The sequence below is a fragment of the Cupriavidus sp. GW823-FHT06D04 genome, from assembly GCF_058795055.1.
Genome location: NZ_JBXAHL010000002.1, coordinates 187,367 through 202,568, shown reverse-complemented (window position 1 = coordinate 202,568; position 15,202 = coordinate 187,367). Strand labels below are relative to the sequence as shown.

At 67.2% G+C, this 15,202-nt stretch carries 15 protein-coding genes; all 15 read right to left on the bottom strand.

The features are described 5' to 3' along the window. The 15 genes from AC1Q7H_RS04620 to AC1Q7H_RS04550 all read right to left on the bottom strand — a co-directional run bounded on the left by AC1Q7H_RS04620 (window position 1) and on the right by AC1Q7H_RS04550 (window position 15,194). Entirely contained in the window at window positions 1-783 is a 783-nt protein-coding gene (locus tag AC1Q7H_RS04620) for an endonuclease/exonuclease/phosphatase family protein (protein ID WP_013955544.1), read from the bottom strand. Beyond that, a complete protein-coding gene (gene nudB, locus AC1Q7H_RS04615) occupies window positions 780-1,268 on the bottom strand; it encodes a dihydroneopterin triphosphate diphosphatase (protein WP_153953231.1) in 489 nt (162 codons plus the stop codon). The genes AC1Q7H_RS04620 and nudB overlap by 4 nt, the downstream gene beginning before the upstream one ends. Before the next feature lie 98 nt (window positions 1,269-1,366). After that, a complete protein-coding gene (locus tag AC1Q7H_RS04610) occupies window positions 1,367-2,278 on the bottom strand; it encodes a hypothetical protein (RefSeq protein ID WP_492380998.1) in 912 nt (303 codons plus the stop codon). A 212-nt stretch (window positions 2,279-2,490) separates the two neighbouring features. Next, window positions 2,491-4,299: an aspartate--tRNA ligase gene (aspS, locus tag AC1Q7H_RS04605; protein ID WP_013955541.1), complete on the bottom strand. Its 1,809-nt coding sequence runs from the start codon at window positions 4,297-4,299 to the stop codon at window positions 2,491-2,493. A 66-nt stretch (window positions 4,300-4,365) separates the two neighbouring features. Next, window positions 4,366-5,088, bottom strand: coding sequence for a DUF502 domain-containing protein (locus AC1Q7H_RS04600; RefSeq protein ID WP_013955540.1), 723 nt, complete (start codon window positions 5,086-5,088; stop codon window positions 4,366-4,368). A gap of 14 nt (window positions 5,089-5,102) precedes the next feature. Further along, window positions 5,103-5,447, bottom strand: coding sequence for an FmdB family zinc ribbon protein (locus tag AC1Q7H_RS04595; RefSeq protein WP_041228286.1), 345 nt, complete (start codon window positions 5,445-5,447; stop codon window positions 5,103-5,105). 164 nt (window positions 5,448-5,611) lie between these two features. Next, a complete protein-coding gene (locus AC1Q7H_RS04590; RefSeq protein WP_153953228.1) occupies window positions 5,612-7,048 on the bottom strand; it encodes a high affinity choline transporter 1 in 1,437 nt (478 codons plus the stop codon). Between the two features lie 294 nt (window positions 7,049-7,342). After that, complete coding sequence (locus AC1Q7H_RS04585) at window positions 7,343-7,963, bottom strand: methyltransferase domain-containing protein (protein ID WP_492380997.1); 621 nt, start codon at window positions 7,961-7,963, stop codon at window positions 7,343-7,345. A gap of 31 nt (window positions 7,964-7,994) precedes the next feature. Then, window positions 7,995-9,572, bottom strand: coding sequence for a ubiquinone biosynthesis regulatory protein kinase UbiB (gene ubiB, locus AC1Q7H_RS04580; protein WP_013955536.1), 1,578 nt, complete (start codon window positions 9,570-9,572; stop codon window positions 7,995-7,997). A 67-nt stretch (window positions 9,573-9,639) separates the two neighbouring features. After that, window positions 9,640-10,329: a ubiquinone biosynthesis accessory factor UbiJ gene (locus tag AC1Q7H_RS04575; protein WP_153953226.1), complete on the bottom strand. Its 690-nt coding sequence runs from the start codon at window positions 10,327-10,329 to the stop codon at window positions 9,640-9,642. 129 nt (window positions 10,330-10,458) lie between these two features. Next, window positions 10,459-11,442, bottom strand: coding sequence for a Tim44 domain-containing protein (locus AC1Q7H_RS04570; RefSeq protein WP_211980702.1), 984 nt, complete (start codon window positions 11,440-11,442; stop codon window positions 10,459-10,461). A 63-nt stretch (window positions 11,443-11,505) separates the two neighbouring features. Beyond that, a complete protein-coding gene (gene ubiE, locus AC1Q7H_RS04565) occupies window positions 11,506-12,237 on the bottom strand; it encodes a bifunctional demethylmenaquinone methyltransferase/2-methoxy-6-polyprenyl-1,4-benzoquinol methylase UbiE (protein ID WP_013955533.1) in 732 nt (243 codons plus the stop codon). Window positions 12,238-12,271: 34 nt separating this feature from the next. Next, complete coding sequence (locus tag AC1Q7H_RS04560) at window positions 12,272-12,694, bottom strand: gamma-butyrobetaine hydroxylase family protein (protein ID WP_010814444.1); 423 nt, start codon at window positions 12,692-12,694, stop codon at window positions 12,272-12,274. 73 nt (window positions 12,695-12,767) lie between these two features. Next, window positions 12,768-14,633, bottom strand: coding sequence for an ABC transporter ATP-binding protein/permease (locus AC1Q7H_RS04555; RefSeq protein WP_013955532.1), 1,866 nt, complete (start codon window positions 14,631-14,633; stop codon window positions 12,768-12,770). Between the two features lie 123 nt (window positions 14,634-14,756). After that, entirely contained in the window at window positions 14,757-15,194 is a 438-nt protein-coding gene (locus AC1Q7H_RS04550) for an HIT family protein (RefSeq protein ID WP_013955531.1), read from the bottom strand. Window positions 15,195-15,202: the final 8 nt, after the last annotated feature.

Here is a 15,202-nt window from a genome sequence, read left to right as displayed (position 1 = left end):
TCAGGCGGCCTTGCCGGCGGGCTCCGCGGGCATGGCCAACTCGCCCTGCGGATGCCCCAGTTCCGCCACCAGCGGCACGTGATCCGAGCGCTGCGCCCAGTCGCGGCCGGTCAGCGCATGCGCGCGCTCGATCTCATAGCCGCGCACATAGATGCGGTCGAGCTGCCACCACGGCATATGGCTGGGGAAGGTATGCAGACGCGCGCCACGCGCGTGCGAGGCCTCGACCGCGCCCAGCGTATTGCAGATCTGCGCATCGAGCCGGTGGTTCCAGTCGTTGAAGTCCCCGGCGATCACCAGCGGCATGCCGGCCGGCACTACATTGCGCACGCGCTCCACCAGAGCCTCGGCCTGGCGCGCGCGGCTGCGCGCAAACAGACCGAAATGCACGCAGATCAGGTGGGTTTCCACCCCGTGCACATCCGCCACCGCATGCAGCAGCCCGCGCTGCTCGAAGCGGTGGTCGGAAATATCCAGGTTCTCGGACATCAGGATCGGGTGGCGCGACAGGATCGCGTTGCCGTGATGGCCGTAGTCATAGACCGCGTTGCGTCCGTAGACCGAGTGCGGATAGGCGTCAGTGGCCAGGTAGTTGAGCTGCGTATGCTCCGGATCGAACAGCGCCGCGGCCACCAGGCGGTCGTTGCGGTCCTGCACTTCCTGCAGGAAGACGATGTCCGCATCCATCGCATGCAGGCCGGCGCGCACGTTCTGGATGCGCGGGCGCCGCGAGATGCCGGTCACTCCCTTGTGGATGTTGTAGGTGACCACGCGCAGCTTCATGGCTGCGCTCCATACGCCGCCTGCCGCTCGCCAGCGCCAGCCCCGGCCGCGCGCCAGGCCAACTGGCGGATGGCCTCGGCATTGCTGCTGGAAAAGCACTGCTGCGCCGCCTGCTCCCATGGCAGCCACTGGTATTGCAGGTGTTCGCGTGGCGCCAGCGTCACCGGCAGCGCCTCCTGCACGCGCAGCCCGAACCAATGCTCAGTATTGCGCGTGACGCCTTCGGCGTAGCGGTGGCGCCACTGCGGGTAGATCTCGTACTGGATGGTATGGCCCCAGTCGGTCAACTGGTGCTCGCCGGTGATGAGGCCGGTTTCCTCGGCCACTTCACGCGCGGCGGTCAGGGCCAGGGGTTCGTCCAGGGTGTCGAGGCTGCCGGTCACGGACTGCCAGAACCCCGGGCGATCGGCGCGTTCCAGCAGCAAGACTTGAAGATCTGGCGTGTAAATCACCACCAGCACGGATTCCGGGATCTTGTAGGACATGGGTCTGGGCGAAAGGACAAACCCAAGGATAGCGCAGCCGCGCCACGTTGCCACGCGAAAGCGTGGCGGCGCCCGCCCGAGGCGACTGTCGGCGGCCTTCAGGCGGCGCTGCGCGCGCCATACGAGGTATGGGGTGCCAGGTACGGCTCGTCGCCCGCGGTGCGCTGCCAGGTGTCGAACACCTGGGGCGAATCGCCGTGGCCCCAGGCGGCACGCAGCTTGTCCATCAGCGGCGCCAGCGCCTGGCGGTAGCGCTTGGACGCGCCATGCGCGTGCGTGGCCAGGGCGTCGGCGCGGTGCCGGACCTCGCCCTGCAGCCGCGTGCGCTCCAGCGCGATTTCCTTCTCGCGCTGTCCCAGCGCGTTGTACTTCTGGATCAGGAAGCGCTGGTAGTCGCCGCCATCCATGCCCTGCGCCGCCTGCGCGTTGACCTGCTCGAAACGCAGCACGATGCTGCCAGTTTCCTGCTCGATATGGGCAACCTCGGCGTCCAGGGCCTGCAGCGCCTCCTGCACGCGCTGGGCATCGCGGCGCAGCGCCTGCACCTGCGCGGCCTCGTCCTCGAACACGCGCTGCGCATCCAGGTAGGCCTGCACCACCGGCTGCGGCGCCACCACCAGCAGCGGGTCGGCGCCGTCGGCGCGCTGGCCGGCCAGCAAGGCGTCGTCGGCCAGGCGCAGGTTGCCGAGCTCGTCCAGCCAGCGCCCGCGCGTCATGACCACGCCGACGGTATCCAGCGCCAGCCGGCGCAACGCTTCGGCGCGCTGCATTTCCACCGGCTCGGCCGCCGCGGCGGGCGCGGCCGACTGCACCGCATGGGCGATGTCGGGCACGCAGGCCGCCACGGTGGTGGCCACCGATTCAGACATGGCCTGCGCCGAGCGGCGCACGGCGCGGCGCAGCTCGAAGCGCGCCAGCAGCATCATCAGCAACCCGGCCACCAGCCAGGTCAGGATGGTTTGGTCATGGGCCAGCAGGAACTGGCGGATCAGGTCGATATCCAGGGTCACGAATTTCCTCCCGAGTGCCGGAAGCCTTCATTGCGAGGCCCCTCGGCAAATTACGTGTCAAAAAGAGCAGACCCCGCGGCGGCGCCCTTCGTTCCTACCGGTAACAAATCGAAACCAATGCGCCGCGCGCCTCACAGCACAGTCGACCCGACGTTGCGCATAAAGCAAAAAAGCCGCGCAATTGCGCGGCTTCCTTGCGAGCTTCAGGCAACTCAGGCCGTCGGCTTGGGCTCGGCGACGCGCAGGCGGATATGCAGCTCGCGCAGTTGCTTCTCGTCGACCGAGCTCGGGGCCTGGGTCAGCAGGTCCTGGGCCCGCTGGGTCTTGGGGAAGGCGATCACGTCGCGGATCGAGTCGGCGCCGGCCATCATGGTGACGATGCGGTCCAGGCCGAAGGCCAGGCCGCCGTGCGGGGGCGCGCCGTACTGCAGCGCGTCCAGCAGGTAGCCGAACTTGGCACGGGCTTCCTCGTCGTTGATGTTGAGCGCGCGGAACACCTTGCTCTGGATGTCCGAACGGAAGATCCGCACCGAGCCGCCGCCCATTTCCCAGCCGTTCAGCACCATGTCGTAGGCCTTGGCCAGGCACTTGCCCGGGTCGGTCTCGAGGTATTCCAGGTGCTCGTCCTTGGGGCTGGTGAACGGGTGGTGCATGGCCACCCAGCGCGCGTCTTCCTCGTCGTACTCGAACATCGGGAAGTCGACCACCCACAGCGGCTTCCAGGTGTCTTCGAACAGGCCGTTGGCCTTGCCGAAGTCAGAGTGGCCGACCTTCAGGCGCAGCGCGCCGATCGAGTCGTTGACCACCTTGGCCTTGTCGGCGCCGAAGAAGATGATGTCGCCGTCCTGGGCACCGGTGCGCTTGAGGATTTCGGCAATGGCGGCGTCGTGCAGGTTCTTGACGACCGGCGATTGCAGGCCGTCGCGGCCCTTGGCCACTTCGTTGACCTTGATCCAGGCCAGGCCCTTGGCGCCGTAGATGCCGACGAACTGGGTGTAGGCGTCGATCTCGCCGCGCGAGATCGCAGCGCCGCCCGGCACGCGCAGGCCGACCACGCGGCCGTTGTCGCTGTTGGCGGGACCCGAGAACACCTTGAAGTCGACGTCCTTCATCACCTCGGTCAGCTCGGTGAATTCCAGTTTGACGCGCAGGTCAGGCTTGTCCGAGCCGAAGCGGGCCATGGCCTCGCGGAACTCCATCACCGGGAACCTGGCGTCCAGGTCGACGTCGATGGCGTTCTTGAACACCGTGCGCATCATGTCCTCGAACAGGTCGCGGATCTCCTGCTCGGTCAGGAACGAGGTCTCGCAGTCGATCTGCGTGAATTCCGGCTGGCGGTCGGCGCGCAGGTCTTCATCGCGGAAGCACTTGGTGATCTGGTAGTAGCGGTCGAAGCCCGACACCATCAACATCTGCTTGAAGATCTGCGGCGACTGCGGCAGCGCGAAGAAGTGGCCCGGATTCACCCGCGACGGCACCAGGTAGTCGCGCGCGCCTTCGGGCGTGCTCTTGCCCAGCATCGGGGTCTCGATGTCGATAAAGCCCTGCGCGTCCAGGAACTTGCGCACTTCCATCGCCACCTTGTAGCGCAGGCGCAGGTTGTACTGCATCTGCGGGCGGCGCAGGTCCAGCACGCGGTGCGTCAGGCGCGTGGTTTCCGACAGGTTGTCGTCGTCGAGCTGGAACGGGGGCGTGACCGACGGGTTCAGCACGGTCAGCTCATGGCACAGCACCTCGATCTTGCCCGAGGTCAGGTTGGCGTTCTCGGTGCCGGCCGGGCGCGGACGGACCTTGCCGGTGACGCGGATGCAGAACTCATTGCGGATCTCTTCGGCGGCCTTGAACATCTCGGGGCGGTCCGGATCGCACACCACCTGCACCAGGCCTTCGCGGTCGCGCAGGTCGATGAAGATCACGCCGCCATGGTCGCGGCGGCGCTGGACCCAGCCGGTCAGGGCCACTTCCTGGCCCGAGAATTGTTCGGTCACCAGACCGCAGTAGTGAGTACGCATGGAGGACATAAAGAGATTCCCGGTAAAACGCGGCCGCCCGAAACGCATCGGGCGGCCCGTGATCAGATTGGATGCTTAAGGATCGGTCGTCTCGACCGTTTCCTCGTTGCTGGCCCTGCCGGCCGGATTGGCCGGACTGGCCGGGGCTGCCGGCCGGGGCACGCTGCCGTTCTTGCGCGGCAATTCCGCCGGTGCCACCACGCCCATCGAGACGATGTACTTGAGCGCGGCGTCGACGGTCATGTCGAGTTCGATGGTGTCGGCCTTGGGCATCATCAGGAAGAAGCCCGAGGTCGGATTCGGCGTGGTCGGCACATAGACGCTGACGTATTCGCCCTGCAGGTGGTTCTGCACGTCGCCGCCGGGGCGCCCGGTCAGGAAGGCAATGGTCCACGAGCCCTCGCGCGGGTACTGCACCAGCAGCGCCTTGCGGAAGGCATTGCCCGAGGACGACAGCAGCGTGTCCGAGACCTGCTTGACGCTGGTGTAGATCGGGCCCACCACCGGGATATGGCCCAGCAGCGCTTCCCACCAGCGCACCAGGCGCTGGCCGATGAAGTTATGCGCCAGCAGGCCGACCAGCAGGATGACCAGCAGCGTGAGGATGGCGCCCAGGCCGGTCACGCGCTTGCCGAACATCAGCCGGTCCGGGCGCCAGGCCTCGGGCAGCAGCGCCAGGCTCTGGTCCATCGTGCCGATGATCAGGCTGAGCACCCACAGCGTGATGCCCAGCGGCACCAGCACCAGCAGCCCGGTCAGGAACCAGGTTTTCAGGGCGGAAGTCTTCTTGGCAACCACGGGACGGGTCCGGCTCAATGGCAGGCGCAGGCGCTGCCGCAGCCGCCGGCTGCCGCGGGCGTGGCCGAAGCGGACGAGGCAGGACTGGCCGACGATTCAGCCGCCGCCGGGGCGCTGGCCGCCGCTGCGGAGGTGCCACCCGCGGCGCCGGTGGCTGCCGGCGCGCTGGCGCTGCCGCCGCGGAAGTCGGTCACATACCAGCCCGAGCCCTTGAGCTGGAAACCAGCAGCAGTCAGCTGTTTCTTGAACGAGCCGGCGACGCCGCACGACGGGCAGTCCGTCAGCGGGGCATCGCTCATTTTCTGCAGCACATCGCGCCCGTGGCCGCAGGCGTCGCAACGGTAGGCATAGATCGGCATGGTGTTATTTCGCGAGAAAACTTCGGAATCGGTACAAAGGCGGACATCGCCGCGGGCCATGGCGGCTGCGGGAAATTCCCGCGCGACGATGCAAAGCCTTGAATTATAAACCGTTCCGGGGCTGCCTGATCGCCGGAAATGAAGGGGTTGCAGACCCCCGGGCGTCAGGCGATATGGACTTCCTTGACCGGTGCGTGATCTGCAATCCACTGTGGCAGCAGTGAACCGATCACCATGCCGCTGATCGAGAACAGCAGGCCGACCATTTGCGGCGGCACCACGGCACCGGCAAAGGCCACCTCGCAGGTCAGCCAGGAAGACAGGCCCAGCAAGATCGCCGCCAGCCCGCCCTGGCGGGTGGCGTGCTTCCAGAACATGCCGAAAGCCAATGGCACGAAGGACGAGACCAAGGTGACCTTATAGGCATTTTCAACCATATGAAAGATCGACAGGTGCGAGTTGAGCGCGAACAGCATCACCACCACGGTGAACACCAGCACCACGGTCTGCATCACGCGCAGGAACTGCTTGTCGTCCAGGTGGCGGAAGTACGGCCGCAGGATGTTCTCGGCAAAGGTCACCGACGGCGCTAGCAGCGTGGCCGAGGCGCAGCTCTTGATCGCCGACAGCAGCGCGCCGAAGAACATTACCTGGGCGAACATGGGCGCATGCTGCAGGATCAGCTTCGGCAGGATCAGCTGCGAATCGGCGTTGATGTACTTGGCGACCATGTCCGGGTCGATCAGCGTGGCCGAATACGCCAGGAACATCGGGATAAAGGCAAAGCAGAAGTACAGCACGCCGCCCAGCACCGAGGCGCGCCCGGCGATCTGCTCGGTGCGCGACGAGGTCACGCGCTGGAACACGTCCTGCTGCGGGATCGAACCCAGCATCATGGTGAACAGCGCCGCCGCAAAGCCGATGATCTGGATGAGATCCAGCGACGGCAGGAACTCGAACTTGCCGGCCGCCGCCGCGTGCGACACCACGGCCGTGACGCCGCCGGCCTGCCCGCTGACCTCGTAGCCGATATAGATCATGCCGATCACGATGATGATCATCTGGATGAAGTCCGTGATGGCCACCGACCACATGCCGCCGAACAGCGTATAGACCAGCACGCTGGCGGCGCCGATCATCATGCCGGCCTCCTGCGACAGCGCGCCGTCCGAGACGGTAAAGAACACCAGCCCAAGCGCCTTGATCTGCGCCGCCACCCAGCCCAGGTAGGACACCACGATGCACAGCGTAGTCAGCACCTCGGCCAGCCGGCCATAGCGGTTGTGGTAGTAGTCGCCGATGGTCAGCAGGTTCATCCGGTACAGCGGCCGGGCGAAGAACAGGCCCACCAGGATCAGGCACAGCGACGAGCCGAAGGGGTCGGAGACCACGCCCGACAGGCCTTCCTTGAGAAATACGGCGGGGATGCCCAGCACCGTCTCGGAGCCGAACCAGGTGGCGAAGACGGTGGCGGTGACGATATGGAACGGCAGGCTGCGCCCGGCGACGGCGAAATCGGTGGTGTTGCGTACGCGCAGCGCCGCCCACAGGCCGATGCCGACCGAGATTACCCAGTAGATGATGACGAACCAGATCAGCATGCCGCTGCCCTATGCAGAAAGTGCCCTTGTGGCGAGAAACCGAATGCCGGGCGGCGCATGGGTGCACGTTGCTTGCGCGCATCCGCCCGGAGTCCAATTCATCGGTCGGGGCCGCATATCGAGCTGCCTGGAGTTCTCGCGCTGGGCGGAAAACGCGGTCGGGGCTGCGGTCGTAGCCGAATCAAAACGCGGATTATAGCGACGCAGACCAGCGTGAGCGAAAAAAATTCCCCGCTGGCGCAAATGCGCCACGCGGAGCATCGCCTGCGCCACAAGGGCTGGCCGGTGGCTGCTTCAGCCGGACCGGCGGCGCCAGACCTGCCAGCGCTCCTGCCCCTGGAACACCGGCAGCGGCGCGGCCGAGGGCCGGTCCTCCAGTCGCTCGAAGGCCGGTGCCAGCAGCGCGTCCAGCTCTTCGGCCGGCATCGCGAACGGCGGCCCGCCGCGGTTTTCGCCCAGGTAGAAGTAGCCGGCCAGCAGGCCGCCCGGCGGCAGCAGTTGCGCGACCCGGGCGGCATAGTCAGCCCGCATCGCCGGTGGCAGCGCGCACAGGAAGGCCCGTTCGTAGATTAGCCCGCACGCCGGCCGCGGCGTGAAGGCGAAGAAATCGCCCTGCTGCACCACCACCCCCGCCGGCCCCAGCGTCCGCCGCGCCGACGCCACCGCCTGCGGCGAGAAGTCGATCGCCGTCACCGGCCAGCCGCGCTCGAACAGCCACGCGGCCTCCCAGCCGTTGCCACAGCCTGGCACCAGGGTCGGGCATGGCGCGCGGCCTTCAATGAACTGGCGGAATTCCTCGGGCACGCCGCCTTGGTCCCAGGGCGTGAAGCCCTGTTCGAAACGCTCGTCCCAGAACGTCGGGTCGGCGGCGTTGCGGGTGGCGAAGGTCGGCGCAGGCTTGGCGGTGTCGCTCATGGTCATCTCCGATGGATCGGTCCCGGGTGCGCTACCAGTAGCCGGCCCAGCCCAGCACATGCGTCAGCACGATGCCGGCGACAAAGCCGCCCAGCAACAGCAGCCCGGTGCCGAGCAACCGGTTGGTGCGGCGCTGCTCCACCACCAGCATCGCCAGCAGCTTGTCCTGCTCGCCGTTGCTGGTCAGCGCGCGCCGCTCCAGGAACTGGTGCGCCAGGCGCGGGAAGTCGGGCAGCATCTTGGCCCACAGCGGCGCCTCCACCTTGACCCGCTCCCAGGCGCCCTTCCAGCCCACCTGCTCGTGCATCCAGCGCTCCAGGAAAGGCTTGGCGGTCTTCCACAGGTCCAGGTCGGGGTCGAGCTGGCGGCCCAGGCCTTCGATATTGAGCAGCGTCTTCTGCAGCAGCACCAGCTGCGGCTGGATCTCGACATTGAAGCGGCGCGAGGTCTGGAACAGCCGCATCAGCACCATGCCCAGCGAGATTTCCTTCAGCGGCTTGTCGAAGTATGGCTCGCAGCAGGCGCGCACCGCGCTTTCCAGCTCTTCGACGCGGGTATCGGGCGGCACCCAGCCGGACTCCACATGCAGCAGCGCCACGCGGTGGTAGTCGCGCCGGAAGAAGGCGATGAAATTCTGCGCCAGGTAGTTCTTGTCGAACTCGGACAGCGCGCCGACGATGCCGAAGTCCAGCGCGATATAGCGGCCGAAGGACTCGGGCTGCACCGACACCAGGATATTGCCGGGGTGCATGTCGGCATGGAAGAAGCCATCGCGGAACACCTGGGTGAAGAAGATCTCGACGCCCTCTTCCGCCAGCTGGTGCATGTCCACGCCGGCGGCCTTGAGCGACTCGGTGCGCGAGATCGGAATGCCGTGCATGCGCTCCATCACGAACACGGTGCTGCTGCACCAGTCCCAGAACACCTCGGGCACCAGCAGCAGGCTGGTGTCGGCAAAGTTGCGGCGCAGCTGGCTGGCATTGGCCGCCTCGATCATCAGGTCGAGCTCGTCGTGCAGGTATTTGTCGAACTCGGCCACCACCTCGCGCGGCTTGAGGCGCTTGCCGTCGGCCCAGAAGCGTTCCAGCCAGGTGGCCATGTCGCGCATCAGCGCCAGGTCGCTGTCGATCACCGGCAGCATGCCCGGGCGCAGCACCTTCACCGCGACCTCGCGGCCGTGGCAGGGGCCGCCCTTGAGCGTGGCGAAGTGCACCTGCGCGATCGAGGCGCTGGCCACCGGCTGGTGCTCGAAGGTCTCGAACAGCTGGTCCAGCGGCCGCCCCAGCGCGCGCTCGATAATCTTCACCGCCACCACCGAATCGAAGGGCGGCACCTGGTCCTGCAGCTTGGCCAGTTCGTCGGCAATGTCCGCCGGCATCAGGTCGCGCCGGGTCGACAGCACCTGGCCGAACTTGACGAAGATCGGACCCAGCCGCGTCAGCGCCAGCCGCAGGCGCTCGCCGCGCGGCATCTCGAGCTTGCGCCCGATGGTGATGACGCGCACCAGGAAGCGGATCCTGCGGCTGCTGAAGCCCGAGAGCACCAGCTCGTCCAGGCCGTAATAGAGGATGACGAAGAGAATCTTGCCAAGGCGCAGGAGGCGGGTCATTCGGGAGTCTTCACAGGGCCGGGCAGGCAGTCACGTTGGTGGTGGATGGGATCGTGGCGCGGCCGGCTCAGCGGTGCGGCGACGGCAGCTTGCCGGACTGGCCCGACTGGCCGGATACCGGCGGCGGGCCGGCGCGCTCCAGCCGCTCCAGCCGTTTTTCGAGCCGGGCCAGGCTATCGCGCAGCCGGCCCACGTCGGCGCCGAAGGCATCGAGCGCGGCGTGGCGCACCAGGGTCGGATGCTCGTCCAGCAGGTAGTCGGTGACGTTGTCGACCAGGGCGCGGCCAACGCGTGTGGCCTGCTCATGCACCTGGCGCGCACCATCGACCACGCGCTGCGCCACGCTGTCGCTCACCGGCCCGCCCAGGATGCCGCGCAGCGCGCGCGACAGGTCTTCGGCGGCGTCCCAGCGCAGGTTGCGCGCCAGCGTCGAGACGGTGTTGGCCAGCTCGGCGTCGCCCTCGATGCGGACATGGCGCATGGCGGCGGCCTGGCCGCCTTCGGCCACGTCGGCGGCCACCAGCGGCCACTGCTGCACCGGCACGCGCAGCGTCACCGCGGGCGCCTCGGCCTCGGGCGCCGGTTCGGTGCAGCCGTGCTCTGTCACCTTCAGCGACAGCACGAAGGCGGCGGCATCGAAGCGGATCACGCGCCCGGCAAACGGCGTGAGCTGGTTGCGGGCCCACGGCTCCTGCTCAAGCAGGTGGTTCAGCGCCGAGATGGCGGGCATGGCCAGGGCGGAAGGCAGAGTATTCATGACAGCGCGGTTGGCGGGCAGGCAGCGACGCCGCAGGTCGGGCGTCCCAAACAAAAAAGGCCCACGCTTTCGCGTGGGCCTCCATTCTAAGCTACTCCCCCCGGCGCATCACCGCCGCGGGGTGCGGCATCAGGACTCTTGCTGGATGCCGGCCAGCAGCCAGCCGCCGGTGCCGCTGGCAGGCTTGGCCAGGTTCCAGACCTCGCCGAACGGCTGGGCCGCCTCGCCGGACTTCTCGCGGATCATGCCCGAGAAGCGCACGCTGGCGATATGCTGGGCCGCGGCCGACTCGATGCCGAGCAGCTGGGCTTCCAGCGTGACCACGTCGGTCTTGTTGACCTCGGCGCCGCGCTCGGACAGGTCCATCTTGATCTCGGCGAACATCTCCGGCGTGGTGAACTCGCGGATGTCGTCCAGGTTGCCGGCATCCCACGCGGCCTGCAGGCGCACGAAGTGGACCTTGGCGTTGCGCAGGAAGGCTTCGGTATCGAAGTCGGCCGGCACGCCCCACGGCTGCTGGGCCACGGCATCGGCCGCGACCGGGGCCGCCGATGCTGCCGGCAGTACCGTGCTGGCGGCCGGGCTACCCGAAGACACAGGCGTCGGCTCACCGCGGAACATGGGCTCGGCGCTGCGATCCAGGTTCGGCGCGTTGCCGGCACCGGCGTAGGCCGGTTGCTGGGTGCGCTTGCTGCCGCCACGGAACTTGCGGATCAGCCAGATCGCGGCGAACGCCACCAGCGCGATCAGGATCAGGTTGGACAGGAAGCCCAGCGCCGCGCCGCCCAGGCCGAAGTGCGACAGCAGCCAGCCGATACCCAGGCCGGCGGCGATGCCGCCCAGGATGCCGCCCCAGTTGCGCTTGGGGGCTGCCGCGGCAGCCGCGCCGGCGGCGCCAGCCGTGGCCGGGGCTGCCTGATTAGGCTGCTGGGCCGGTTGCTGGGTCGGCGAAGTGGGCTGCGGCGCCTGCTGGCGCTGCTGCGTGACCGTCGACGACTGCTTGCCGATGCTGCGCGAACCGCCCATGCGCTTGGCATTGGCGTCGAACACCATCCCGAAGGCAATCGCGGTAATCAGCGACCCAACCAGGAATTTTCCACGAAATGACGACATATTCTGCTATCCCCTGTCAGTTTCACCCTATATGCGGGCGAGGCATGGCGATTTCAAGTCTTCTTAATACTTGCGCCCGACGTGGAGCGCCACCACTCCGGCCGTCAGATTGAAGTATTCGACATTTTCCAGGCCCGCATGTTCCATCAAGCGTACAAGTGAAACCTGGTCTGGATGCATTCTGATCGATTCCGCGAGATAGCGATAGCTGGGGGCATCCCCTGCCACCCGCTCACCCAGCCACGGCAGCACCTTGAAAGAATAGACGTCGTAGGCCTTCTCCAGGGGTTTCCACACCTTGGAGAATTCCAGCACCATGACCTTGCCGCCCGGCTTGACCACCCGGCGCATCTCGGCCAGCGCGGCATCCTTGTGCGTCATGTTGCGCAGGCCGAAGGCCACCGTGACCAGGTCGAAGTAATTGTCCGGGAACGGGATGTGCTCGGCGTCGCACAGGCACACCGGCGTGACGATGCCCTTGTTCAACAGCCGGTCGCGGCCCACGCGCAGCATCGACTCGTTGATGTCGGTCAGCCAGACCTGCCCGGTCGGGCCGGCTTGCTTGGCGAACGCCTTGGCCAGGTCGCCGGTGCCGCCGGCGATATCCAGCACCTTGTGGCCGGGGCGAACGCCGGCCTGGGCGATGGTGAACATCTTCCAGAGCCGGTGCATGCCGCCGGACATCAGGTCGTTCATCACGTCGTACTTGCTTGCCACCGAATGGAATACACCGGCAACCTTGTCGGCCTTTTCCGCTTCGTCGACCTTTTCAAACCCGAAGTGGGTTTCACTCATCTTTCAGACTCCAGGGTAATCGGTTCGGCGCGGCTCAGTGATGGCCGCAGCCGTGGCCGCCGGCAGCGCCGGCGGCGGGCATCGGGGTGTCGCGGTCGGCGCCGGCGGCTTCCAGGCGCTGCAGGTAGTCCTGCCAGAGCGCATCCTGGTTGTCGCCGAGGCGGTACAGCAAGTCCCAGGAATAGATGCCGGTGTCGTGGCCGTCGGTAAAGCGGATCAGGATCGCGTAGTTGCCGACCGGCTCGACCGCGTTGACGCCCACCTCGCGCTTGCCGGTCTGCAGCACTTCCTGCCCCGGGCCGTGGCCCTGGACTTCAGCGGACGGCGAATACACGCGCAGCAGCTCGAACGGCAGCCGGAAGCTGCGGCCGTTGTCGAAGCCGATCTCCAGCACGCGGGATTGCGTATGGACGGTCAGCGCGGTGGGATGAGGGGTGTCTTTTTCCAGGCCTGCCATGATGATCGCGGCCCGGTTAGGGTCGCTCCTGAGGGGGGTGATTGCCGCGCGATGGTGCCGGTACGGCACGGCATCACGCTTCGCATACAACCCGATAGCTTACCCCAGGCTCGCCGGCTTGCGCAGCCCGGGCGGCGTCCCCATCCTGCGGCACGTAGCGCAGGCGCCGGCCGTGGAAGGCCGCCACGGTACTGCGGTGGGCGATGCTGACGATGGCCGCACCGGGCAGCGAGTCCACCATGAGCTTGTACATGACGCCCTCGGTTTCCTCGTCCAGCGCGCTGGTGGCCTCGTCCAGGAACAGGTAGTCGGGCTTCTGCAAGAGTGCGCGCGCAAACGCCAGCCGCTGTTGTTCGCCCGGCGACAGCCTCAGCGACCAGTTGTCGAACACGTCGAGCTGGTCCACCAGTGCGGCCAGCCGCGCCTGGCGCAGCGCCGCCTGCAGCGCTTCCGCGCTGTGCACGGTGCCGGCGTCGGGGTAAGCCAGCGCATCGGCCAGCGTGCCGATCGGCAGGTAGCTGCGCTGCGGCAGGAACAGCATGCGCGCGCCGTCGGGCATGGTCACGGTGCCGCTGCCGTACGGCCAGATCCCCGCCAGCGCGCGAAACAGCACGCTCTTGCCGCAACCAGACGGGCCGCTGACCAGCCAGCGCTCGCCCGGCGCGACCGACAGCGAGAACGGCGCCACCAGCGGCCGCTGGCCCACGGCCGCGCTGCGCGCGGCGCGTACCGGCAATGCCAGCGCCAGGCCGTCGATGGTGATGCCATTCTGCGGCTTGCCGGTATGTTCCACCTCGATATCGCGCACGCCGCCCGGCGCCATGTCCTGGCGCTCGGCCACGCGGATCGCTTCCTGGAAATCGATCAGGCGGTTGGCGGCGGCCTTCCAGCCCACCAGCGTGGCGTAGCTGTCGACAAACCACGACAGCGCGCCCTGCACCTGGCCGAAGGCGGAGCTGGTCTGCATCAGCCCGCCCAGCGTCATCTTGCCGGCGAAGTAGCGCGGCGCCGCCACCAGGATCGGGAAGATGATGGCGAACTGCGCGTAGCCGGAGCTGACGAAGGTCAGCCGCCGCGTATAGCGCATCAACTGGTTCCAGTTGGCGCGGATGCGGTCGAAGCGCGCGCGCAGGCCGGCCTGCTCGGTCGGCTCGCCGCGGTACAGCGCCACCGGCTCGCTGTTCTCGCGCAGGCGCACCAGCGTGAAACGGAAATCCGCCTCGTACTGTTCCTGCTGGAAGTTCAGGCCGATCAGCGGGCGGCCGACCACGTGCGCCACCAGCGAGCCGATCACCGCATAGCCCGCCGCGAACCACACCATATAACCGGGAATGGTCCATTCGGTGCCGCCCATTGCAAAGCTGATCGGCCCCGATACCGTCCACAGGATGCCGACGAAGGACAGCAGCGTCACCACCGAGTTGAGCAGCCCGAGCGACAACGACAGCGCGCCGTCGGTAAACTGGCGCAGATCGTCGGCGATACGCTGGTCAGGGTTATCGGTGGTGTGGGTCTGCTCGATGCGGTAATAGGCCTGGTGCCCGAGCCAGTGGCCCATGAAGCGGCCGGTCATCCAGGTACGCCAGCGCATCTGCAGCATCATGGTGTAGTACTGGCGCGAGATCGCCGCCACGATAAAGAACGCCGCGATCCACGAGAAGCGCAGCAGCAGCACCTTGAACGAGGCGTAGTCGCGCTGCTCCAGCGCGTTGTAGAACACGCGGTTCCACTCGTTGAGCAGCACGTTGATATAGACGATGCCGAGGTTGAGCACGACCACCAGGGCCAGCAGGCCAAGCCCGGCGACGCGGTCGTCGGATTTCCAGTAAGGCTTGATCAGTGCCCAGGTGGCGGCCATGCGCAGCCGGCTCTGGATCTTGAGGGCCCGGGCAGGGACGGCCGGGCCCGGTACGGTGACGGAGGTCGGAGTGGAGGACATAGCGGCAGCGCTTGGCCCGTCAGCGGATGCCGGCCGGGCTTGTTGTTCTGGATACCGTGGCGGCAGGCCACGGCGGCAACAGCATTCAGACGGTCACGGCCAGGCGTGGGTTCCGCGCACCACTCAGGCGTCGCCGGCTTCGAGCAGCGAAAGCGCCGTACGCAGCGCCGGCAGCCGACTGGCCAGCTCCTGCACGCGCACGGCATCCGCCGCGCGTTGCGGCGCGGCCCAAATCGCCTCGGGGAAATGGGTGTCCCAGCGGTAGCGCGGGATTATGTGCCAGTGCAGGTGCGGCACCATATTGCCAAAGGCCGCCAGATTGACCTTGTCCGGCGCCATGACCTCGCGCACCACCCGTTCGACACGTGCGACCAGCCGCATCAGCCAGGCCTGGTCGGCATCGTCCAGGTCGCTGAGCTCGGCCACGTGGTCGTTCCAGACAATGCGGCAGAAGCCAGGGAAACGGTCATGCTCGACCAGGATCAGCCGGGCGCGGTCGCCCATCCAGACCAGTTCGCCGCCGTCGGTCTCGCAGAGCGGGCAGTTGGGAGCGCGCGTCATGGCGTTGG

Bases quoted from the DNA above. Each gene is read 5' to 3' on its own strand.
- AC1Q7H_RS04560 (WP_010814444.1), bottom strand. From the start codon at position 12,694: ATGGCAGGCCTGGAAAAAGACACCCCTCATCCCACCGCGCTGACCGTC.
- ubiE (WP_013955533.1), bottom strand. From the start codon at position 12,237: ATGAGTGAAACCCACTTCGGGTTTGAAAAGGTCGACGAAGCGGAAAAG.
- ubiB (WP_013955536.1), bottom strand. From the start codon at position 9,572: ATGACCCGCCTCCTGCGCCTTGGCAAGATTCTCTTCGTCATCCTCTAT.
- AC1Q7H_RS04575 (WP_153953226.1), bottom strand. From the start codon at position 10,329: ATGAATACTCTGCCTTCCGCCCTGGCCATGCCCGCCATCTCGGCGCTG.
- AC1Q7H_RS04590 (WP_153953228.1), bottom strand. From the start codon at position 7,048: ATGCTGATCTGGTTCGTCATCATCTACTGGGTAATCTCGGTCGGCATC.
- AC1Q7H_RS04555 (WP_013955532.1), bottom strand. From the start codon at position 14,633: ATGTCCTCCACTCCGACCTCCGTCACCGTACCGGGCCCGGCCGTCCCT.
- nudB (WP_153953231.1), bottom strand. From the start codon at position 1,268: ATGTCCTACAAGATCCCGGAATCCGTGCTGGTGGTGATTTACACGCCA.
- AC1Q7H_RS04595 (WP_041228286.1), bottom strand. From the start codon at position 5,447: ATGCCGATCTATGCCTACCGTTGCGACGCCTGCGGCCACGGGCGCGAT.
- AC1Q7H_RS04585 (WP_492380997.1), bottom strand. From the start codon at position 7,963: ATGAGCGACACCGCCAAGCCTGCGCCGACCTTCGCCACCCGCAACGCC.
- AC1Q7H_RS04570 (WP_211980702.1), bottom strand. From the start codon at position 11,442: ATGTCGTCATTTCGTGGAAAATTCCTGGTTGGGTCGCTGATTACCGCG.
- AC1Q7H_RS04620 (WP_013955544.1), bottom strand. From the start codon at position 783: ATGAAGCTGCGCGTGGTCACCTACAACATCCACAAGGGAGTGACCGGC.
- aspS (WP_013955541.1), bottom strand. From the start codon at position 4,299: ATGTCCTCCATGCGTACTCACTACTGCGGTCTGGTGACCGAACAATTC.
- AC1Q7H_RS04550 (WP_013955531.1), bottom strand. From the start codon at position 15,194: ATGACGCGCGCTCCCAACTGCCCGCTCTGCGAGACCGACGGCGGCGAA.